Here is a 20,842-nt window from a genome sequence, read left to right as displayed (position 1 = left end):
CGGGTTCACCGTTGCCCGCATCTAGCCGAAGCGACGACGGGTCAGCAAGCTTGCCATAGGAAGGTCAGTTCGTGCCTGTTGTGGAACAGGTGCACGATCCGCCCACCCGGAATGGCGGCGAAGGCGTCGGCCGCGTCGTGGTCGGTGGGCCCCTGGAACTTGATTGTGCAGACGACATGGCGGGCGGCCGCGGCGATCCAGCGTTGCACCAGGACGAGCAGCCGATCCGGATAGGCGATCACGTCGCTGAACAGCCAGTCCACCGGTTCGGGCGTCACGGCGAAGGCGCTGTTCAGATGCTGCCTAATGCCGGGCATCGCCGCCACCCTTGGATCCAGTTGTGCCTTGTCCACCGCGGTGACGTTGGCCCCTAGCGCCGCCAGGACCCAGGTCCATCCGCCCGGCGCGGCGCCGAGGTCGATGCATCGCTCGCCCGCCAGCGGCCAGCGACCGAACCGCACCAATGCCTCCCACAGCTTCAAGTATGCTCGGCTTGGCGGCCGGGTATGATCCTGGACGAACTGGCATTCGCCGTTGACGAACGGGCTGGACTTGACCGGGCTGGCCAGCAGCCGGTCGGGCGCCAGCAGCGTCCATCCGCCCAGATGCGAGCTGGGGGCGGCGCAGGGGAAGGTCAGCGGCGGCGCTTTCACCGGCGGCAGCCGTTCGCCGATCAGCGCCATGCGGCGGTGATGGCCGGCGCCGTATGCCGCCCAGTTGCGCTGCATCGCCCGCAGCGCATCGGCGGCGGACTTCACGGTTGGCGCTTCGATCTCTCGTGGTTCGGCCCAGGTGTCGAGCGCCCACGCAGCCTGCACCGGCGGATCCGGCGACAGCGCCAGTCGGCCGTGCCAAAGGCTGATAGCGACGCCGCGCCGGCTCAGTTCCTCGGCCAGGATGGTTTCAAAACCCTCGGCCGCCAGGTAGGCGGCGGCGATCATCGGGCGCGCCAGGCGGAGGCTGCCAGCAGCAGCCAGCCGAGCATCAGCAGGATGCCGCCGGTTGGTGCCAGAACACCCCAAGAGATTCCGGCCAGCGCTAGAGAGTAGACCGCGCCGCAGAACAGCACGATGCCGGCGGTGAAGGCGGCGCCGGCGGCTTGCGCCAGGCGGCCGCCCCGAGGCAGCCAAAGCGCGACCCCAAGTAGCGCGAGCGCGTGCCAGCCTTGCATGCGCACGCCGCTTTCGACGATGCGCAGGGCGGCGGGATCGCCGATGCCGTGCGCCGCGAAGGCTGCCATCGCCACCGCGCCGAAGCCGGCAAGCGAGCCTATGATGATGCAGAGACGTTGCAAGTTTGGCTCAAGCTCGCTTTGGGGGTGGCGACACGGCGACCTCTACACGGCGGGGCAATGGCAAAAAGATCGCCGCGGGTGCCGAAGGGTCATGGCAACGACGGCCGGAACCCGAAATGCTGACCGCAGATAGCCACGAACCCGACCGCCACGTGCAAGGCCTCGCGCGCCTGTTCCGGAGACGGCACGATCGTCTCGTCGTAGTCGACGGCGGTGCGCTCATCCTTCAACCCGTTGAGTGCTTTACCGGCCGCCCGAAATCTATCGTCGAGGGTCCGCGCCAGGAGACCGAATTGTTTGAATCACCGCGTCATGCCGCTTCGCCGCGCTTCCGGTCGCCTCGAAGAGGACCGCGCGGGCCGCATGAAACATCGCATAGTAGCTGGAGTGGATTACCGCCATGGGCGAGGTGTCCACATCCTGCGCGATCGCCTCCCCCAGATGGGCCTCAGCCTTTTGCCATGAAACCGCTGCTCTGTCAGGGTCGGCGATCACGTCAGTTCGACGCCGTCGCGGATGATGTCATCCGCCAATTCCGTGGTCCGTCGCGCTGGCGGCGTCAGATAGTCGGCCGGCAGCGGGATCGGCCGAATCACGAAGCCACTTAGGATGTCGTCGTAGGCCAGGTCGGACAGGACCCGCCTGATATGGGGGCTATCCCAAAGATCATGGACCAGGACGGCGACGTCATAGTCACTGTCTGGGAGCGCTTCGCCGCGAGCTCGGGAACCGAACAGGATCAGCTTCTCCACGCCGGGTAGCGCGTGCATCACAGCGCGCTTATAGTCGGCGAGACGCGAAGCCGCGTTGGCGGGCAGGATATTGTCCGACGTCTTCATCGCCCACTTGTATGTTGAGTGGATCATGCGACTTTTTAGCATGCCATTCGAGGCGTGTCGCCGAGGTCAATTCCTTGGAGGGCGGAATCATGTCCCACTAGCCCTGCAGCCCCTTGGTCGCATGGAAGCTCAGCTCGCCCGGGTCGCTCAGGTCCGGCAGCGTCCAGCCGTTCAGGTCGTATTCCGCCATGCATTGTTCGGCCAGGCCCTTGAACGCCGCCGCATTGCCCGACGCCTCCGCCCCGAACAGGGCATAGCGGCGGATTTCCTCGGTCGAGCCGGCGTAATTGATCTCATACAGTTCGTGGCGGCCGCCGAATTCGGAGGCGATGCTGTCCCATAGCAGCTTCATCAATTTCACCCGCTGCTCCGCGCTGTAGCCGTTCGACCCGCGCAGGTACTTGTCGAGATAAGGTCGGATCTCCGGACTTTGGAAATCGCGCGCGTGGCTGTTCAGGTATATTAGCCCGGATGCCACGGTCTGTTCGATTACATATTTGATTTTTGTATAGGCGATCGTGGCGACAACCATATAGGCGTTGACCCGGTCCATGTTGGGCTGCACGTAGTCGCCAACCCAGGGTTTCGGATCGTGCACCATGGCGTCCGACAGGCCCCAAAACAGATTGCGCCAGGCGATCACTTCGCCGACGTTGGCCTGGACGCCGCGATAGTCCTTGGTGCCCGACGCCTCGACCGCCTTCAAAAGCAGGCCGGAGATGAAATCAAGTTTCACCGCCAATCGGGTGCAGCCATGCACGCCGAAGCGCGGCAGGAACCCGGTGCGGGGAAAGAAGTTGTTGGCTTTTTCGACGTCGCCGTAAACGAACACGTTCTCCCACGGCACCAGGACCTCGTCCATGATGAAGATGGCGTCGTTCTCGTCCATCCGGCTGGACAGCGGATAGTCGAACGGGCTTCCCATGACGGTCGCGGTCATCTCGTACGATGCTCGGCAGATGAACTTGATGCCGGGTGCGTTGGTCGGGACAATGAACACCGCGGCATAGGATTTGTCCTGCAGCGGGATCAGTCCGTGATGGGCGACGAAGGTATAGTTGGTCAGCACCGATCCGGTGGCGACCACCTTGGCACCCGACACCACGATGCCGGCATCGGTTTCCCGCACCACGTGGCAGCATACGCTGGCGGCCTGATCCGGGCTCGCCTGGTCGGGCGCGCGGTCGCGGTCGACCGGGGGATGGATGATGGCGTGGTTGATGAACGGCACCCGCTCCTGGCTGAATTTGTACCAGCGTCGGGCGTTGTCCTGATACGGGTGGTAAAACTCCGCGTTGGCACCCAGCGTGGCGAGGAACGCCGCCTTGTAGTCCGGCGATCGGCCGACCCAGCCGTAGGTGATCCGAGCCCACTCGGCGATGGCGTCGCGCCCGGCAATCAGGTCCTGGGCGGTTTCTGGCGCTTTGAAGAAGGCGTGCGTCAGGCCGCCGTTGCCGGTGTCGGTCGGCACCATCAGCCGCGGCCGGCGTGCGTCGTCGTGCATCGCGTCATACAGACGGGCGATCATCCGCGCGGTGTTGCGGAACGCCGGATGTTCGGTGACCTTGGCGACCCGCTCGCCGTAAACGTAGACCTCGCGCCCATCGTCCAGGGAGGCGAGATACTCGGCGCCCGTCATCGGTGTATCGGCCATCTCTGTCCTGGGTGCGCGCCGCGTCCGTTTGCGTCGTCCCGGGCGACATGGTGCGATCCTCCGTTATGGCTTGGCGGGCACTATCGGGCAGATGCGGTGGGCTTCGCAACCAACCGCTGGGGCGGACCCCGAGATGACAAAGCAGAGATCAAGGAAGCCGATGGGGGCGCCCCCAAGGGCGGGATCGGCACCGTCGCTGACCGCGCGGGGTGAGCGGGGCCGGCGATCCGAACGACACCGGCGCGGTCGGCAAATCTCGTGTTTCCTGCAGGCCCAGGTGCCTATAGCATCGTGTGGTCATGCCACGCGGCGACCTGTTCCCCGATATCGGCCCGTACGAGAGCGGCTACCTGCCGCTGTCCGGCGGTCACGTGATGTATTGGGAGCAGGCGGGCAACCCGAACGGGCGCCCGGTGCTGTTCCTGCACGGCGGCCCGGGCGCCGGGGCCGGCGCAGTGCATCGCCGCTTCTTCGACCCGCACTATTGGCGCATCGTCATCTTCGACCAGCGCGGCGCCGGTCGTTCGCGGCCGCTGGGCGGATTGGATCACAACACCACACCCGACCTGGTCGCCGACATCGAAATCCTGCGCCGCCACTTGGCGGTGGATCGCTTCCTGCTGTTCGGCGGGTCCTGGGGCTCGACGCTGGCGCTGGCGTACGCCCAGGCTCACCCACAGCGGGTCTCGGCCGCCGTGCTGCGCGGCGTATTCCTGGGGCGGCCCGAGGAGGTTGCCTGGTTCCTGCACGGCATGCGTTCGGTGTTTCCCGAGGCCCATGCCGCTTTCGCCGGGTTCCTGCCCGATGCTGAACGACCCAATCTGCTGGCGGCCTACCTGCGCCGGTTGACCGACCCCGACGCCCAGGTCCACCTGCCGGCAGCCCGCGCCTGGTCGATCTACGAAGGCACTTGCAGCACCTTGCTGCCTAGCCCCGAGACGGTCAGCGGATTCTCACAGGATCGCACGGCGCTGGGGCTGGCCCGGATCGAGGCGTTCTACTTCGCGAACGGTTTGTTCCTGCCGCCCGAGGGGCTGCTGGGACACATGGGCCGGATCAGCCATATTCCGGCCGAGATCGTGCAGGGCCGCTACGACATGATCTGCCCGGCGGTCACCGCCTTCGATCTTGCCGGCGCCTGGCGGAATGCGCGAATGACCATCGTGCCGGATGCCGGGCACTCGGCGCTGGAACCCGGGATACGCCGCGCCCTGGTGGCCGCGGTCGAGCGCTTTCGTGGCGGGCGGTAACCCGGCCGGCGCGTTGGCAGCGGATTCCTGGTATGCTGTTGTGGGCCAGCGAGGCGGATGATTGACAGCCGCCCTGACCAGGGTGATGCGTCGGCGGAGCGACGATTGCCGTCGGGGGCAAACGGTTACGGAGAACGATGATGGATGTTGCGGTCGACCTGAACACCAGCGCGGAGGCCTTCAACTTGCCGCCGGATCCGGTTGTTCAGGCGCGTGACATCGCGCCTTTGCCGCGCGCCGAGGGACCCGGGATCGAGGCGTTGCGCCGGCTGACCGATGTGGTGGTGGACGCGCTGCATGCGCACGGGCTTTACCGCACGCTGCTGCCGCGGTCTTTGAACGGCCATGGTCTCGGGCTGGAGGGCTTCGTCAAGGTGATGGAGATCCTGGCCGCGGCGGATGCCTCCACTGCCTGGTGCGTCGGTCAGGCCAGCGGTTGTTCGATGGCGGCGGCCTATGTCGAACCCGCGGTGGCGCGCAAAATCTGGGGCGACGATCCGCGCGGCGTGCTGGCCTGGGGCTTCCAGATGGAAGCCCGCGCCAAGGTCGTGCCGGGTGGCTACAGGGTAACCGGCAAGTGGGGTTTTGGCAGCGGTGGCCACCACGCAAGCTGGATGGGCGCGCACTGCCACGTCGAACTGCCGGACGGGTCGCTGCTGCGCGACCCCGGCGGCAATCCGATCGAGCGCACCATGCTGCTGCGGCAGGATCAGTTGAACTGGATCAGCAACTGGGACGTGGTCGGGCTGCGCGGCACCGGCAGCGACAGCTACACTCTGGACGACGTGTTCGTGCCGGAAGCCTACAGCGTGCGGCGCGACATCGACGCGGAACGCCGGATCGATCAGCCGTTTTTCCGATTCACCACCACCAGCGCCTATGCTTGCGGCTTCGCGGCGGTCTCCATCGGCATCGCCCGCGGCATGCTGGACGAGTTGCGAAGCCTGGCGCGGACCAAGAAACCGTCGCACGCCTCGCGCACCCTGCGCGACAGCCCGGTGATGCACCACCTGGTCGCCGAAAACGAGGCCAAGCTGCGTTCGGCTCGGGCCTTCGTGCTGGAGACGATCCGCGACGGCGAGGACTGCATTCGGCGCACCGGGGCGCTGGATTTGGAAAACCGGGTGATGATGCGGCTGGCGACCACCACCACGATCCGGCGCGCCAAGGAGGTGGCCGAGTTCGCCTACCACGAGGCCGGCGCGACGGCGATCTTCACCAGCAACACGTTCGAGCGGAAAATGCGCGATATCCACGCCTCGGCCCAGCAGGTGCAGGCGCGGACCGGCCACATCGAAACCTGCGGCCAGTATTTTCTCGGGCTGGATCCGGCGGTTCGTCACGTCTGAGCGGATGCGGCGCCCGACGCCGCCCCGCGACCGCTGTGGGTGATGCCTGGCAATTCTTCATATTCGATGCGCGGGAACCGACAATCATGAAAGTAGGCGTCATTGGGCTGGGCAATATGGGCATGGGCGCCGCGCTGAACTTGCTGCGCAAGGGACATGATGTCACCGGGTGCGAACCGCGCGAGGAGGCCCGCGCGGCGTTTGCCGCCGAGGGCGGCAAGGTGGTGGTCTCGGCCGACGCCTTGCCGGCCGATGTGGAAGCGGTGGTGGTGTTTGTCATCAACGCGGCGCAAACCGAGCAGGTGCTGTTCGGCGAGAAGGGCTGCCTGGCGCGGCTGCCGCGCGGGGGCGTGATCCTGTGTTGCGCCACGGTGGCGCCCGAGGCGGCGATGGCGCTGGGCAAGCGGATCGAGGACGCCGGCTTCCTGATGCTGGACAGCCCGGTCTCCGGCGGGTCGGCCGGGGCCAGGGCGGGGACCATGACGGTGATGGGGTCGGGGTCGGGTGCCGCGTTCGCCAAGGCCGGCCCGGTGCTGGAGGCGATGTCGACCAAGGTGTGGCGGCTGGGCGAGGCGATCGGTGTCGGCAGCACGGTCAAGATGGTCAACCAGTTGCTGGCCGGGGTGCACATCGCCACCGCGGCCGAGGCGCTGGCCCTGGGTATTCGAGCAGGAGCCGACCCGGAGACGTTGTTCAAGGTGATCTCGGAATCCGCCGGCAGTTCCTGGATGTGGCAGAACCGGGTGCCACATATCCTTGCGGGGGACGACACGCCGTCGTCAGCGGTGAACATCTTCGTCAAGGATTTGGGTATTGTGTTGGATCAGGCCAGGGCGCTGACGTTCCCGCTGCCGATGGCGGCGGCGGCACATCAGTTGTTCCTGGCGGCGGCGGCGAACGGGCAGGGGTTGAAGGATGATTCGTTCGTCATCCGGGTGTGGCAGCAGTTGGCCGGGATCGAGTTGCCGGGGAAGAAGTAGGGGTTGATTGATGACCAGGCCAGCGCCGCAGGTCGTCGAGTAACCGGCCTGGTCGCGGCGTTATCCGGCCGCGGCGGCTGCCTTGCGCGCCTGCCAGTCGGCCAGCGTCACTTGGGCCTGCTTGGCGAAACGATCCGCGTCATCCTTGGTCTCGGTCCGCACGGTCATTTCCAGGCGGTGTCCACTCGGATAGAAGAAGTAAACCGACTGGCAGAAGTGATGGTCGATTGGGCCGATCACTTCCACGCCGCGGTCGCGCAGGCGTCGGACGCCTTCCTGCATGGTCGCGATATCCTTCACCTCCAGCGCGAGATGTTGCACCCAGTTGGGTGTGTTGGGATCGGGCTGCATGGCGGGTAGTTCCGGCAATTCAAAGAATGCGATGCTCGATGCGTCCTCCATCTCGAAGAACACGTGCAGATGCGGATTCCATGCCTGGGTGGAGGGAACGCGATCCTGGGCGATGGCGTGGGAGAATTTCAGCCCGAGCACGTTGGTATAGAAATCGACTGTCTGGGTTGCGTCCTTGCAGCGATAGGCGACGTGATGAAGTTTCTTGAGCATTGTTGCCTCCTTGTTTTGGATTTCACGCGTCGCCGGCTGTTCGGCTGCCGATGGCCTGTCGAACCTGAGTCGCGGAAGCAGTGTCGTCGCGCGGGTAAGTTGTTTAGATTTAGTGGTCAAAGACAAAGTAAGTCAAGGCAGACCAAGCCAACGATCAGAGTCCATGGCGCCGGCCTAAGCGAATTGACAGCGGCCACGCGCCGCCTTGAACCGGCCTCACGGACCGGTCATCATCCCCGCCATGACCGACCCGCAAAAACCCCATCAACGCCTGGATTACCAGGCCGCCATCGACCGCCCGAAGCTGGCGCTGCCCAGCGGCAAACGCGTCGCCGTGTTCCTGGTGGTCAACATAGAGCGCTGGGACATTGACCGCGCCATGCCGCGCCAGGTGCTCAGCGCGCCACAGGGTGCCTCGGTAATCCCCGACCTGCCGAACTGGGCATGGCACGAGTACGGCATGCGGGTCGGGTTCTGGCGGCTGAAGGCAGCGCTCGACCTGCACGGCATCGCGCCCACGCTGGCGATCAACGGCGCGGTGCCGTCCGCCTACCCACGGGTCACCCAAGCCTGCCGCGATGCGGGGTGGGAGTTCATGGTGCACGGCTACCACCAGATCGCCACCCACCTGGTGGCCGACCAGCGGGCGATGATCCGCGACGCCATCGCCACGCTGCGACAGGCCGGCGGCCACGACCCTGTGGGCTGGCTCGCGCCCGGCCTGACCCAGACGCTGGATACCCCGGATCTGCTGGCCGAGGCCGGGATCAAGTACTGCGCCGATTGGGTGGTGGACGATCTGCCGGCCACGCTGCGCACCGCGCACGGCCCGATGCTGACCATGCCGTACAGCGTCGAACTGAACGACATCCCGATCATGATGATCCAGCATCATCGCGCCGAGGAACTCTACGACCGCACCGTCGCCCAGTTCGAGCGCCTGTATGAGGAAGCCGGCGACCAGGGGGCCAAGGTGATGGGGCTGGCGGTGCATCCCTTTATCAGCGGCGTGCCGCACCGCATCGGCTGGTTCGAACGCGCTTTGACCCACATCGCCAGCCGCCCAGGCGCGCTGTTCTGGCAGGGCCGCCAGATCATGGACTGGTATCAGCGAGCCACCGCGTGAACCCGCTGGCGAGATGGGGCGAGCTGACCCAGGCCGAACGAGACGCGGCCTACAACAACCCGGCCGCAGTCACCGACAGTCCAGTGCTGAACGCCGCTCGGGAGGTGGCCTCGACGGTGTTTCGCACCACCAACTCGCTGCACCTGGATCTGCGCTACGGCCCGCGGGAACGCAACACATGGGACCTGTTTCCGCTGGCCGATCCGGACGCGCCGTGCATCGTGTTCATCCACGGCGGCTACTGGCAGCGCAACAGCAAGGACCAGTTCGCCAACCTGATCGCCGGCCCGCACGCCCGAGGCTGGGCGGCGGCGCTGCCAGGATACACGCTGGCGCCGGATGCGTCACTGACAGAGATCGTGGGCGAGATAAACGCGGCGCTGGATTGGCTGGCGGCGCACGGACCGGCGCACGGGATCAATGGCCCGATCGTGCTGTCCGGCTGGTCGGCCGGCGGTCATCTGACGGCGGCCTGCCTGGGCCATCCGCTGGTCAAGGCGGGCCTGGCGATCTCCGGCATCTTCGAGCTGGGACCGCTGCGGGATACCTACCTGAACGAAAAACTGCGGCTGACCGAGCAGGAGATCGCCACGCTGTCGCCGATGCGATTGCAACCGGTGAACAAGCCGCTGGCGTTGGCATATGGCACCGCTGAACTGCCGCCGCTGGTGTCGGGCAGCCGGGATTTGCATGCGCTGCGGTCGGCGGCACATCTCCCCGGTGCATTGATCCCGGTGCCCCGAGCCAACCATTTTACCATCGTACACGAATTGCGCGATGCGGATGGCTTGCTGACGCGGCATTTGCCGTTACTGCTGACGGAGACTTAGCCCGGGCGGCGGATTGTCCCCGGCGCGATCATCGTTTGATCCAGGCGGGGTGATCCAGGCGGGGGGTGATCCAGGCGGGGAGCTGGGGAAGAAGACGACATGGCGCGTTCCGAGAAAGACAAAATGCTCGCCGGGGAGCTTTATGACGCCACCGCGCCGGACCTCCAGGCGGACCTGGCCGCGGCACAGCAATGGATGGCGCGCTACAACGCCGCGCTCGACGCGGCGGAGCGGCACCGACTGCTGGTGGAACGGTTTGCCGTGGTCGGCAGGGACGCCGTGGTCCGCTCGCCGTTTCATTGTGATTATGGCTTCAACATCAGCCTCGGCGCCGGCGTGTTCGTGAATTTCAACTGCGTGATCCTCGATGTTGTGCCAGTGGTGATCGGCGATCGGACGCAGATCGGGCCAGGGGTGCAGATCCTGACCGCCGACCATCCGCGCGATGCGGCGGGGCGTGCCTCCGGGCTCGAATTCGGCCGCCCGATCCGGATCGGGCGCAACGTCTGGATCGGCGGCGGGGCAATCATCCTGCCGGGCGTATCGGTCGGTGATGACGCAGTGATCGGCGCCGGCGGTGTGGTCACCCGCGATGTCCCGGCCGGGGTCACAGTGTTGGGCAATCCGGCACGCCCGCGCCGCTGACACGAACGTTATCCAAGGCCCGGCGGCGGAGCAGGGCCGATTTGGCATTGACGTGGTTCTCGTTACCGACCAACTATCAACATCGTAGTTTCACAGCGGGTGCGGACACCATGCAGCGCAAGAGTTTCAGCACCATGCCGTGCCCGATCGCCCGCGGCCTGGAACATGTCGGCGAGTGGTGGAGCATCCTTATCCTGCGCGATGCGTTTCGCGGCATCACCCGCTTCGACGAGTTCAGCGAAAACCTCGGCATCGCGCCGAACATGCTGACCCGGCGGCTGAATGCCCTGGTCGAGGCCGGTCTGCTCGCGCGCCGGCGTTACAACGACCGGCCGCCGCGCGACGAATACCTGCTGACGCCGCGCGGCAAGGATTTCCGCCCGGTGCTGCTGGCCATGCTGGCGTTCGGTAACAAGCATTTTCCCCCCGACGACCGGACCGTGCGGATCGTCAACACCGAAACCGGGCAGCCGGTGGACCCGCTGCTGGTCGATCCGTCCACCGGCCGCCGGGTCGATGGTCCGGGTTACCAGGTCGTCACCACGATGACACAAGACGCCGCCGCGTGATCCGCCGGTGGTGATCACCCGGGCCGACCCAAAACCGACCTCGGCCGCCCGCGCCATCCCCGCGTGATGTCGGGTCCGCCGGCCTGAACGCTTGGATCCCGACGGCAGCCGTCATTGGCGGCGGTCCGGCCGGCCTGATGGCGGCCGAGGTGCTGTCGCGGGCAGCGGTCCGGGTCACCGTGTATGACCAGATGCCAGCGGTCGGCCGCAAGTTGCTGATGGCCGGCCAGGGCGGCCTCAACCTGACCCATGCCGAACCGCTGCCGCGCTTGATCGCGCGCTACGGGCCAGCCCGGCCCTGGCTTGAACCGATCGTCTCGGCCTATCCGCCCGAGGCCTTGATCGCGTGGTGCAACGACCTCGGCCAGCCGACCTTTACCGGGTCCAGTGCCCGGATTTTCCCGCGCGCGATGAAGGCCTCGCCGCTGTTGCGGGCCTGGCTTCGACGGCTCGGCGACCAGGGCGTGGAGATGCGCACCCGCCACCGCTGGGCCGGCTGGGACCCCAACGGCAGCCTGCGCTTTCGCACCGCGAACGGCGAGATCCGCGTCACCCCAATCGTCACCGTCCTGGCGACCGGCGGGGCCTCCTGGCCGCGCCTGGGGTCCGACGCTGGCTGGGTGGCGTATCTTGCGGACTCGGTGACCGCTTTCAGACCGACCAATTGCGGCTTCCAGGTGGACTGGACGCAGCATTTCCGCAGCCGTTTCGCCGGTCGGCCGCTGAAGCGGCTGGCACTGCGCTTTGGCTCCGATACCGTCCGCGGCGAGGCAATGATCGCCGCAAGCGGACTGGAAGGCGGCGTCATCTATGCGCTGTCGGCGCGGTTGCGCGATGCGATCCTGGCGCAAGGTCGCGCGACGATCGAACTCGATTTGCGGCCCGATTTGACCCTGACCGAGCTGGGTGGGCGCCTCCAAGGTCCGCGCCGTGGCCAGTCTCTGGCCAACACGCTGCGCAAGCAGGCCGGGCTGGCCCCGGAAGCCATCGGACTGGTGCAAGAGGCGCTGCACCATGGCGCGACGGATCAAAGCCTTGCCGTGCTGATCAAGGCGCTGCCGATCCGGTTGCTGGCGCCGTTTGCGATCGAGCGGGCGATCTCCTGCGCTGGCGGGCTGCGGGCGGACGCTCTGGACGAATCGCTGATGCTGCGCCAGCGCCCCGGCGTGTTCGCCGCCGGCGAGATGCTGGATTGGGAAGCGCCCACCGGTGGTTACCTGCTGCAGGCCTGCTGCAGCACCGCGGTGGCGGCTGCCGACGGCGCGCTTGCATGGCTGCACCGCCAGGGCTGAAGCTCGGACGGGTTGCACAAAACCAGGCGTTCGTCCAAATCTTCCCTCTGAAACGCGCGACAATCGGGAGTAAATATGTCCGCCAGCCGGCCTCGCACCCTGTTCGACAAGATCTGGGACAGCCACGTCGTCGAGAAACTCCCTGACGGGACCTGCATCCTTTATATCGATCGGCATCTCTTGCACGAGGTCACCAGTCCCCAGGCCTTCGAGGGTCTGCGCCAGGCCGGCCGCAAGCTGCGTCGGCCGGACCTGACCATCGCGGTCGCCGACCACAATATCCCGACCGTCGGGTCGCGCATTCCGACCGACATCAAGGAAGCCGACAGCCGGATCCAGGTGCAGACGTTGGAGGAGAACGTCGCTGAATTTGACGTGCCCTACATCCCGATCCTGGATGTGCGCCAGGGCATCGTGCACATCATCGGACCGGAACTCGGGCTGTCGCTGCCCGGCACGACGATCGTCTGCGGCGACAGCCATACCTCGACGCATGGTGCGCTCGGCGCTCTGGCGTTCGGCATCGGCACGTCCGAGGTCGAGCATGTGATGGCGACGCAGACGCTGCTGCAGAACCCGGCCAAGAACATGCGGATCGACGTCTCCGGCACGCTGGGCTTCGGTTGTTCGGCCAAGGACATCGTGCTGGCGATCATCGGCAAGATCACCACCGCCGGCGGCAATGGCCATGTCATCGAATACACCGGTGACGCGATTCGCGCGCTGGACATGGCCGGGCGCTGCACGGTCAGCAACATGTCGATCGAGGCGGGTGCGCGGGCCGGCCTGATCGCTCCGGACCAGACCACGTTCGAGTACGTCAAGGACCGCGATTTCGCGCCCAAGGGCGAGGCGTTCGACCAGGCGGTCGCGTACTGGAAGACGCTGCCCAGCGATCCCGGCGCGCACTTCGACACCGTGGTGAAGCTGACCACGGCGGAGATCGCGCCGATGGTCACCTGGGGCACCACCCCTGGTGCTGTGGTCCCGGTGACCGGTGTGGTGCCCAACCCGTCCGACGAAGCCGATGAGGGCAAGCGGTCGCAGTTGCGACGGATGCTGGAATACATGGCGCTGACGCCGGGCCAGGCGATGCAGGACCTGCCGATCGATGTGGTGTTCATCGGGTCCTGCACCAACGGGCGGATCGAGGACATCCGTGCCGCCGCGACGATCGCCAAGGGCCGCAAGGTGGCCGATGGGGTGCAGGCGCTGGTGGTGCCCGGCTCCGGCCTGGTGAAGCGACAGGCCGAGCAGGAAGGCCTGGACCGGGTGTTGCTGGAAGCCGGGTTCGAGTGGCGGGACCCTTGTTGCTCGATGTGCCTGGGCATGAACCCCGACAAGCTGACGCCGGGTCAGCGGTGCGCCAGCACGTCGAACCGCAACTTCGAGGGTCGCCAGGGACCCAGCGGGCGCACCCACCTGCTGTCGCCGGCGATGGCGGCGGCGGCGGCGGTCACCGGGCGGCTGACCGACGTGCGGCAATTGGTCTAGGCGGCAGGAGCGCAGTCATGGAACCATTCACCACGCTCAGCGCCGTCGCGGCGCCGATGCCGATGCAGAACATCGATACCGACAAGATCATTCCGGCGCGCTTTCTGAAGACCATCAAGCGCTCCGGGCTTGGGGTGCATCTGTTCGACCCGCTGCGTTTCGACAAGGACGGCAAGGAGAAGCCCGAGTTCGTGCTGAACCAGGAGCCGTTCCGCCACGCCCAGGTGATCATCGCGCATGAGAACTTCGGCTGCGGATCGTCGCGCGAGCACGCGCCGTGGGCGCTGCTGGATTTCGGCATCCGCTGCATCATCGCGCCCGATTTCGCAGACATCTTCTACAACAACAGCTTCAAGAACGGCATCCTGCCGATCCGGCTGCCGCGCGCGGTGTGCGACCAGTTGATCGACGATACCAGGATGGGCGGCAATGCCCGGGTGAGCATCGATCTTGCCCGCCAGGTGGTGATCCGCCCGAACGGCGAGGAGATCGGTTTCGAGATCGACCCGTTTCGCAAGCATTCGCTGCTGAACGGCCTGGACGATATTGGCCAGACCTTGCAGCACGGCGCGCGGATCGACGACTTCGAAACCAGGCGGCGGCAGAGCCAGCCCTGGTTGCCCTCGACCACGGCCGCCTAGGTGGCCTTCTGGCCGCGGCTGGGGGTGTGTGACCGGGCGGCATCGATTGCGCGCTGTGCTCCGGTGCGCCGCTTGAGCAACCGCTGCAACCGAAGGACCGCCGGATGACCGCCAACAAGAAACTGCTCATTCTACCCGGCGACGGCATCGGCCCCGAGGTCATGCGCGAAGTCCGACGGGTCATCGACTGGATGGGTCGCCGCCGCATGGTGAGCTTCGACGTATCCGACGATCATGTCGGCGGGTCGGCCATCGATACCTATGGCGCGCCGATCACCGATGCGACGATGGAGAAGGCCAAAGCCGCCGATGCTATTCTGTTCGGATCGGTTGGCGGCCCAAAATGGGACCGGCTGGGGTTCGATCTGCGTCCCGAACTGGCGATCCTGCGCCTGCGCAAGGAGCTGGACCTGTTCGCCAATCTGCGGCCGGCCATTGTGCTGGACCCGCTGGTCGAGGCGTCCACTCTCAAGGCCGACGTGGTGCGCGGTCTGGATCTGATGATCGTGCGCGAGAGCACCGGGGGCGTGTATTTCGGCGAACCGCGCGGTATCGAGACGTTGCCCGACGGACAGAAACGCGGCTTCGACACCGAAAGCTACACCACCGGGGAAATCGAGCGGGTCTGCCGCGTCGGTTTCGAGCTCGCCCGCAGGCGGCACAGCCGGGTGTGCAGCGTGGAGAAGGCTAATGTCATGCAATCCGGCATGTTCTGGCGCCAAACGGTGACCGAGCTGCGCGAGCGGGAGTTTGCCGACGTCGAACTAACGCACATGTATGCCGACAACTGCGCCATGCAGTTGGTGCGAAACCCGCGCCAGTTCGACGTGATCGTCACCTCCAACCTGTTCGGTGACCTGCTGTCGGACCTGGCCTCGATGCTGACCGGAAGCCTCGGTATGCTGCCGTCCGCCACGCTGGGCGTCGTGCAGCCGTCCGGCAAGCGGTATGCCCTGTATGAGCCGATCCACGGCAGTGCCCCCGACATCGCCGGCAAGGGCGTTGCCAACCCGCTGGGCCAGTTGCTTAGCTTCGCCATGTTGCTGCGCTATTCGTTTGGCATGGAGGAAGACGCCGGGCTGATCGAAAAGGCGTGCGTCAACGTGCTGAAGAATGGTCTTCGTACCGCCGATATCATGGCTCCGGGCAGCGCTCGGGTCGGCACCGGGGTGATGGGCGAGTCGATCCTGCGCGAACTGGATAAGTTGGCCGCCTAGCGGGGAAGCTTCCGCCGACGCCGTGGCCGTGTTCCAGGGGTTGATAGGATGCGGAGGTTCGGCTACACCGCGCCGCCTGCTTGCGCCCGTAGCTCAATTGGATAGAGCACCAGACTACGAATCTGGGGGTTGGAGGTTCGAGTCCTTCCGGGCGCGCCACACCAAGTGGCGGAAAGGTGGCGCGATTTCCATGACATACGGCTGATCGGGGCGCCAGCGGGCGTGATCGGCCCTCGGATCATCGGCCAAGGCGCTGCCGCTGTGCAGTCTGGCCGCTGTTAACGATTTGTTAGCGCCCTTGCCCCAAGTTGCGTCCTCGCGATCCAGACGTGGATCTTCATGCCGCTCGGGATCAGGAAAGCCGTGCAACAGCAGCACCCCAACGTCGCGGCGAACCGGCGGCCTTCGGTGGATCGCTTCCCCGCCCTTGCGCGGCTTTGCGATGACTGGCGACGCGGGCCGAAGCGGGGCCCTGTCCCAGTGGGGACAGTGTGCAGGTGAATACGGTGGATGTTCCCGACCCCGGGCGGGGCAAACCATACATCGCCATCGTCGCGGGCAACGCGAGGCAGCGATCGATATTAGCCCGTTGCCTGACGTCGTTCTATCAATTCGCGGAGTATCCCGATGTCGCGCAGGCGGTTGCCGGCTGCCGAACGCATGTGCCGCTGCTGGCTTTGGTCAGTGAGCAGTTGCCGCCGGGCGGCGGGTTCGATCTGGTTCGCAGGTTCCGTCTAGATCCCGGCCTGGCATCCATCCCCATCGTGGTGCTGGCCGGCAAGGACGACAAGGTGACCCGCGATGGTGCGCTGCAATGCGGCGCCGACAGTCTGCTGGTAGAGCCATTCTCCCGCAGTGCGCTGGTCACGGCCGTATCGGGCCTGCTCAATCGTGGCGTGGAGCGCAAGTGGAAAACCCTGCGCCCGCTGCAGCGCCAGGCATTGTCCGACACCTTGTTGCTGTTCAACGGAATCTCGAATGTCATCAGCGAAGGCAAACCGATCCCGTACCAGGGCGTCAGCGACGCCTGCCAGCCGCTTGTCGAAGCTGTCGCCAACGACGACTTCAAGGAGATGCTGGACGGCGTGAAGGACCACGACAACTACTCCTTTGCGCATTCGATGCGGGTGGCGACCTACCTCTCCCTGTTCGGCTGCAACCTGCGTCTGCCGAAGGAAGAGCAGATCTTGTTGGCCAGCGGCGGACTGCTGCACGACATTGGCAAGATGTCGATCCCGCACCAGGTGCTGAACAAGCCGGGCCGGCTGAACGAAGCCGAACGCGCGGTTATGGAGGGACATGTTACCGCCTCGGTCGCCTACCTGGAGCATTGCCAGGATCTGCCCAAGGGCATCATCACCATCGCCGCGCAACATCACGAAAAGGTCGATGGAACCGGCTATCCGCGAGGCCTTGCAGGCAGCAAACTGAACCGGCTGGCGCGCATCGCCTGCATCGTCGACGTATTTACCGCGCTGACCGATCGACGCGTTTACAAACCGCCAATCGAGGCCGAGGCCGCGCTCAAGTTCATGGTCGACGAAATGGACTCGCAACTCGACGCAAAGTTGCTCGGCCTGTTTCGTCAGATGCTGCTCGACGCTTCGGGCGACATCCACCGACAGATGGAGCGTTCCGCCTGAACGCACCGAGGGCGAGCGGCGCCGAGACGCACCGCCCCATTGGCCGCCGACCAGCGATCTTCACCTGTACTGCCGCCTGAGCCTATCCTTGTGCGGCCGGTTCGGGATGGTCGCATGAAGACTCTGCTGGTTGTGTTTCATTCGCTGACCGGGGGAACCCGGCAGATGGCTGAAGCAGCGGCGGCGAGCGCGGCGGACGAAACCGAGATCAACGTGCGTCTGCTGACTGCGACCGAGGCACAGCCAGTCGACGTCCTGGCCGCTGACGGCTTCATTTTTGCGACGCCGGAGAATCTGGCCGCCATGGCCGGCCGGATGAAAGACTTCTTCGATCGCACCTACTATCCGGTCATCGACCGCATCAATGGCCGGCCTTACGCCGCACTGATCTGCGCCGGCAGCGACGGCGAGAACGCCGGCCGCCAGATCGCTCGGATCGCCACCGGCTGGCGCCTGCGCCAGGTCGCGGACACTCTGATCGTTCGTATCAACGCGCAGACCGCTGAGACCATCCTGGCGGCGAAGACTATTCCCCCTGCCGAGCTGCAGCGCTGCCGAGACCTGGGCGCCGCGCTGGCCGGTGGTCTGGCGGCCGGCATCTTCTGACCCGCGCCCAGCGGGTGATCCGTAGCGGCGGTGTGGGCCGATCAGCCCATGAGGCCGGCGCCCCGATCGCTGCTTTGGCGTCGGGTTTAGTGCGACAGCCGCCGCTGACCAACCGGTCGAACCGTGGCGCAGGAGAATGTCTCCCAGCCGCGCTCGCGCGGGTCGGTCGCAATCAGGATATCGACCAATTTGTCCGGCACTTCGACTTGGCCGGGTGGCAATTTGTCCAGCGTTCCAATCCGGTCCATCTGGGCGATGACGATGCCGCCGCTTTTTTGCGCCGCCCGCGCCAGGGTCATGGAATCCCGGGTCATCGCGATCGCGGCGGTGCCTTCCATGAACGCCACGCCGATCACCGCGACGTCGATCGGGAAGGCCTGATACAGCAGCGCCTCGTCGCCGGCGGGGCGGACCAGGCGCACCAGTTGTTCCCGCGTGCGCGGATTGAGCCGCCCGCCGCCGTTGCGCGGATCGGTAAAGGTGCCCAGACCGCTGCGGCTGAGGTGGCCGGGCAGGCCGGCGGCGATGTCGCGAAATAGCCGGTTGATGACGCCGACCGGCAGGCTATAGGCCTCGATCCGGTTGGCCGCCGCCAACGCCTGCAGACCGGGCACCGGATGCCATTGGCCACCAACCACGCGGCGCACCAGACCGGCATGGGCCAGAATGTTCAGGCCATGGGTGCGGCCGTCCCGTTTAGGCGCCGCATACACCAAGGTGAGCCCGCTTGGTTGGCCGCTTGCCGCGAACGACCCAGCCAGTGCCGCTGCCAGACTATCGCTGAGCCAGCCGACCGCGATGGTGGCACCGGCGCGGATCGAGCCGGCCGCGTCCGCCGGCTGGGCGGTCTTCCAGTGTCGGAGGGCGCGGATGTCCGACGCCGGCTGAGCAGGCAGTGACAACATTGGCGGCGGGGTCTCCCCGGAGGCGGACCAGTGTGGAGGCGCACCGGTATTAGCACGAGATGATAACGATTACGCTGTTGAATACAGTTGACAAACCGGGGAGAGGCAAGGTTTTGATGCTCAATCACGTAGATGTGGCATCACCTCGCTGCACATCAGGCGCAGCGAAGTTACCACCTGGTCGTTTGGGATCCTCATGCCGCAGTTCATCTCCGCCAGGATGCCCGACAGGCCAAGTGTCTGCTTCAACGTCGCCAGCCGATCGGTGACCATGGCCGGCGTGCCGACCACGATCTTGCTTCTGAGCGCTTCCTCGTAATCGATGGTCATCAGCCGCTGACCACGTTCGGCGCGGTTTTCGATCGCTCGCGCGCCTTCCTGAGTGGCCGAGGCTTCAATCCTTTCGCCGAGGTATTTGTAAAAGAACATGATGCTTTCATGCGGTTCTTCACGCGCTTGGCGCTCGGTCGGGGCGATATAGACCGGAACGCGGAGATAGACTTTCCCGTCGCCCGGATGGCCGGCGGCCGACCACGCCTCGCGATAGACAAGCAGGTTGGGCACCAGCTCGTCTAGGTCGCCGAGCCGCGTGGCGACGAAGATCGGCATGCCGGCCTCACCGCTCTGCTGAAAGGTGTCCGGGCTGTTAACCGCGATCCGCAGTTCCGGATATGGCGCCCGGTATGGCTTCGGCACCAGGCAGATGTCGTCGAAATGATAGAACTGACCATGAAACGAGAACGTCTCCTGCGTCCACGCGCGCCGCAGGATTTCCAGCACCTCGGCAAAACGTTCGCGGCTTTCGGCGTAGGAGATTCCATAGGCCTGATAGGTGCGCGGAAAGCCGCTTCGGCCGATCCCGAAAATCAGCCTGCCGTGGCTGATGTGGTCGACCGTGGTGGCTTCTTCGGCGATGCGCAGCGGGTGACACAACGGCAAGACCTGCACCGCAATGCCGATCTGCATGCGTTTGGTGCGCATGGCGATGGCGCTGGCGATGTTGAGTGGGGCGGCCAGCACGGACCGTTCCGGCGCATTGTGCAGTTCGGCGAGCCACATGACGTCCAACCCGGCGGCCTCGGCTTCATCGACCTGCTGGAATGCCTCGGTGAAGGCGTCGGTTTCGGACTGCCCGGGGCGACGCTGAAATTCGTGAAACATGCCGAATTCCATGGCTCGTGATCTCCCTGTTCGGAACCAGCGTCGGCTGGTTCGATGCATCCTGCAAGAGGCGAAGCGGCGTTGCCCGCTTGCCCGGACGTTTGCCGCGTTTCTAGGCTAAATGGCACGGCAGAACCTGGACCAACATGTTGATCGCGCACTTGCAATGACCTGGGTCTATTTCATCACCCATCCGGAGGTCATGATCGACCCCGCTGTTCCGGTTACTCAGTGGAACCTGTCACTGTATGGACGAGCGCGGATGCATAATCTGCTGGGTCAGCCCTGGATGCGGAACATCGGGCGCAGCGACGAACGCAAGGCGATCGAGGCGGCCGGGATGACTGGCGATGCGATCGGCATCCCGCCCCGCCAGTTGCCCGACCTGGGCGAGAACGACCGAGCATCCACCGGCTACCTGCCCAAAGCCGAATTCGCAGCGACCGCCGACGCTTTTTTCGTCACCCCGAACCCAAGTGTCCGGGGTTGGGAGACAGCCGCCTATGCCCAGGCCCGGATCGTCGCCGCGGTCAGCGCGGTAACCAAACAATCGGCCGAGGATCGGGACATCGCTCTGGTATCGCACGGGGGCGTCGGCACGCTGTTTCTGTGCAAACTCAAGACGTGCCCTATCAACCGAGCGGACGACCAGCCAGGGGAAGGGGCGGAAACTATTTCACGTTCGATGCATCGACCCGATCGCCGGGTCATGGCTGGCAACCGATCGACGAAATAGCGCCGGCGCGGGATGCGCCCAAGGTGTGATAGAATGACCTGAATCAA

23 protein-coding genes and 1 tRNA gene are annotated in these 20,842 nt (G+C 65.6%); 15 read left to right on the top strand and 9 right to left on the bottom strand.

Annotation, left to right across the window (positions count from 1 at the left end; translation table 11 throughout):
- Positions 1-41: 41 nt before the first annotated feature.
- The 6 genes from ACQY4T_RS23525 to ACQY4T_RS23500 form a co-directional block, all read right to left on the bottom strand.
- Positions 42-941, bottom strand: coding sequence for an SAM-dependent methyltransferase (locus ACQY4T_RS23525; RefSeq protein ID WP_428535619.1), 900 nt, complete (start codon positions 939-941; stop codon positions 42-44).
- A complete protein-coding gene (locus tag ACQY4T_RS23520) occupies positions 938-1,294 on the bottom strand; it encodes a DUF423 domain-containing protein (RefSeq protein WP_428535617.1) in 357 nt (118 codons plus the stop codon). Before ACQY4T_RS23520 ends, ACQY4T_RS23525 begins: the two co-directional genes overlap by 4 nt.
- 89 nt (positions 1,295-1,383) lie before the next feature.
- The gene (locus tag ACQY4T_RS23515; protein ID WP_428535615.1) at positions 1,384-1,524 is read right to left on the bottom strand and encodes a hypothetical protein; all 141 of its coding nucleotides are present in this window, start codon (positions 1,522-1,524) and stop codon (positions 1,384-1,386) included.
- Positions 1,525-1,555: 31 nt separating this feature from the next.
- Entirely contained in the window at positions 1,556-1,789 is a 234-nt protein-coding gene (locus ACQY4T_RS23510) for a HEPN domain-containing protein (RefSeq protein WP_428535613.1), read from the bottom strand.
- Positions 1,786-2,160: a nucleotidyltransferase family protein gene (locus ACQY4T_RS23505; protein WP_428535611.1), complete on the bottom strand. Its 375-nt coding sequence runs from the start codon at positions 2,158-2,160 to the stop codon at positions 1,786-1,788. Before ACQY4T_RS23505 ends, ACQY4T_RS23510 begins: the two co-directional genes overlap by 4 nt.
- A gap of 70 nt (positions 2,161-2,230) precedes the next feature.
- Entirely contained in the window at positions 2,231-3,787 is a 1,557-nt protein-coding gene (locus tag ACQY4T_RS23500) for a 4-hydroxyphenylacetate 3-hydroxylase family protein (protein WP_428535609.1), read from the bottom strand.
- A gap of 299 nt (positions 3,788-4,086) precedes the next feature.
- Here ACQY4T_RS23500 and pip point away from each other — a divergent pair, with 299 nt between their 5' ends.
- The 3 genes from pip to ltnD all read left to right on the top strand — a co-directional run bounded on the left by pip (position 4,087) and on the right by ltnD (position 7,366).
- Complete coding sequence (gene pip, locus ACQY4T_RS23495) at positions 4,087-5,037, top strand: prolyl aminopeptidase (RefSeq protein ID WP_428535607.1); 951 nt, start codon at positions 4,087-4,089, stop codon at positions 5,035-5,037.
- A gap of 140 nt (positions 5,038-5,177) precedes the next feature.
- The gene (locus ACQY4T_RS23490; RefSeq protein WP_428535605.1) at positions 5,178-6,386 is read left to right on the top strand and encodes an acyl-CoA dehydrogenase family protein; all 1,209 of its coding nucleotides are present in this window, start codon (positions 5,178-5,180) and stop codon (positions 6,384-6,386) included.
- 86 nt (positions 6,387-6,472) lie between these two features.
- Positions 6,473-7,366, top strand: coding sequence for an L-threonate dehydrogenase (gene ltnD / locus ACQY4T_RS23485; RefSeq protein WP_428535603.1), 894 nt, complete (start codon positions 6,473-6,475; stop codon positions 7,364-7,366).
- A 60-nt stretch (positions 7,367-7,426) separates the two neighbouring features.
- On the opposite strand, the gene ACQY4T_RS23480 is transcribed toward ltnD, so the two are convergent.
- Positions 7,427-7,930, bottom strand: a complete 504-nt coding sequence (locus ACQY4T_RS23480; protein WP_428535601.1) for a VOC family protein — start codon at positions 7,928-7,930, stop codon at positions 7,427-7,429.
- 241 nt (positions 7,931-8,171) lie between these two features.
- Here ACQY4T_RS23480 and ACQY4T_RS23475 point away from each other — a divergent pair, with 241 nt between their 5' ends.
- The 11 genes from ACQY4T_RS23475 (at position 8,172) to ACQY4T_RS23425 (ending at position 17,993) form a co-directional block, all read left to right on the top strand.
- Positions 8,172-9,056: a polysaccharide deacetylase family protein gene (locus ACQY4T_RS23475; RefSeq protein ID WP_428535599.1), complete on the top strand. Its 885-nt coding sequence runs from the start codon at positions 8,172-8,174 to the stop codon at positions 9,054-9,056.
- Positions 9,053-9,886 carry an alpha/beta hydrolase gene (locus ACQY4T_RS23470; protein ID WP_428535597.1) on the top strand — a complete coding sequence of 278 codons (834 nt, stop codon included), beginning with the start codon at positions 9,053-9,055 and terminating at the stop codon, positions 9,884-9,886. The genes ACQY4T_RS23475 and ACQY4T_RS23470 overlap by 4 nt, the downstream gene beginning before the upstream one ends.
- 99 nt (positions 9,887-9,985) lie before the next feature.
- Complete coding sequence (locus ACQY4T_RS23465) at positions 9,986-10,531, top strand: sugar O-acetyltransferase (protein WP_428535595.1); 546 nt, start codon at positions 9,986-9,988, stop codon at positions 10,529-10,531.
- A 110-nt stretch (positions 10,532-10,641) separates the two neighbouring features.
- Positions 10,642-11,100 (top strand): winged helix-turn-helix transcriptional regulator, encoded by a 459-nt coding sequence (locus tag ACQY4T_RS23460; protein WP_428535593.1) that lies wholly within the window; start codon positions 10,642-10,644, stop codon positions 11,098-11,100.
- Positions 11,101-11,183: 83 nt separating this feature from the next.
- Positions 11,184-12,392: a TIGR03862 family flavoprotein gene (locus ACQY4T_RS23455; protein ID WP_428543046.1), complete on the top strand. Its 1,209-nt coding sequence runs from the start codon at positions 11,184-11,186 to the stop codon at positions 12,390-12,392.
- A gap of 75 nt (positions 12,393-12,467) precedes the next feature.
- Complete coding sequence (leuC, locus tag ACQY4T_RS23450; RefSeq protein WP_428535591.1) at positions 12,468-13,886, top strand: 3-isopropylmalate dehydratase large subunit; 1,419 nt, start codon at positions 12,468-12,470, stop codon at positions 13,884-13,886.
- A 17-nt stretch (positions 13,887-13,903) separates the two neighbouring features.
- Positions 13,904-14,527 (top strand): 3-isopropylmalate dehydratase small subunit, encoded by a 624-nt coding sequence (gene leuD / locus ACQY4T_RS23445; RefSeq protein WP_428535589.1) that lies wholly within the window; start codon positions 13,904-13,906, stop codon positions 14,525-14,527.
- Between the two features lie 104 nt (positions 14,528-14,631).
- Entirely contained in the window at positions 14,632-15,744 is a 1,113-nt protein-coding gene (gene leuB / locus ACQY4T_RS23440) for a 3-isopropylmalate dehydrogenase (RefSeq protein WP_428535587.1), read from the top strand.
- Positions 15,745-15,826: 82 nt separating this feature from the next.
- Positions 15,827-15,903, top strand: a tRNA-Arg gene (locus ACQY4T_RS23435).
- 332 nt (positions 15,904-16,235) lie between these two features.
- Positions 16,236-17,387, top strand: coding sequence for an HD domain-containing phosphohydrolase (locus tag ACQY4T_RS23430; protein WP_428535585.1), 1,152 nt, complete (start codon positions 16,236-16,238; stop codon positions 17,385-17,387).
- 114 nt (positions 17,388-17,501) lie between these two features.
- Positions 17,502-17,993, top strand: coding sequence for a flavodoxin family protein (locus ACQY4T_RS23425; RefSeq protein WP_428535583.1), 492 nt, complete (start codon positions 17,502-17,504; stop codon positions 17,991-17,993).
- An 86-nt stretch (positions 17,994-18,079) separates the two neighbouring features.
- On the opposite strand, the gene ACQY4T_RS23420 is transcribed toward ACQY4T_RS23425, so the two are convergent.
- Both ACQY4T_RS23420 and ACQY4T_RS23415 read right to left on the bottom strand, forming a co-directional pair.
- Positions 18,080-18,898, bottom strand: coding sequence for a hypothetical protein (locus tag ACQY4T_RS23420; protein WP_428535581.1), 819 nt, complete (start codon positions 18,896-18,898; stop codon positions 18,080-18,082).
- Positions 18,899-19,018: 120 nt separating this feature from the next.
- On the bottom strand, positions 19,019-20,071 hold the full coding sequence (locus ACQY4T_RS23415) for an LLM class flavin-dependent oxidoreductase (RefSeq protein ID WP_428535579.1): 1,053 nt from the start codon (positions 20,069-20,071) through the stop codon (positions 19,019-19,021).
- Positions 20,072-20,225: 154 nt separating this feature from the next.
- Between ACQY4T_RS23415 and ACQY4T_RS23410 the strand changes: the two genes are divergently transcribed.
- Positions 20,226-20,795, top strand: a complete 570-nt coding sequence (locus tag ACQY4T_RS23410; protein ID WP_428535577.1) for a histidine phosphatase family protein — start codon at positions 20,226-20,228, stop codon at positions 20,793-20,795.
- Positions 20,796-20,842: the final 47 nt, after the last annotated feature.

It is taken from the genome of Rhodopila sp., from assembly GCF_965277825.1.
In the GTDB taxonomy this organism is placed as follows: Bacteria; Pseudomonadota; Alphaproteobacteria; order Acetobacterales; family Acetobacteraceae; genus Rhodopila.
This window is presented reverse-complemented; position numbering and strand designations above follow the sequence as displayed.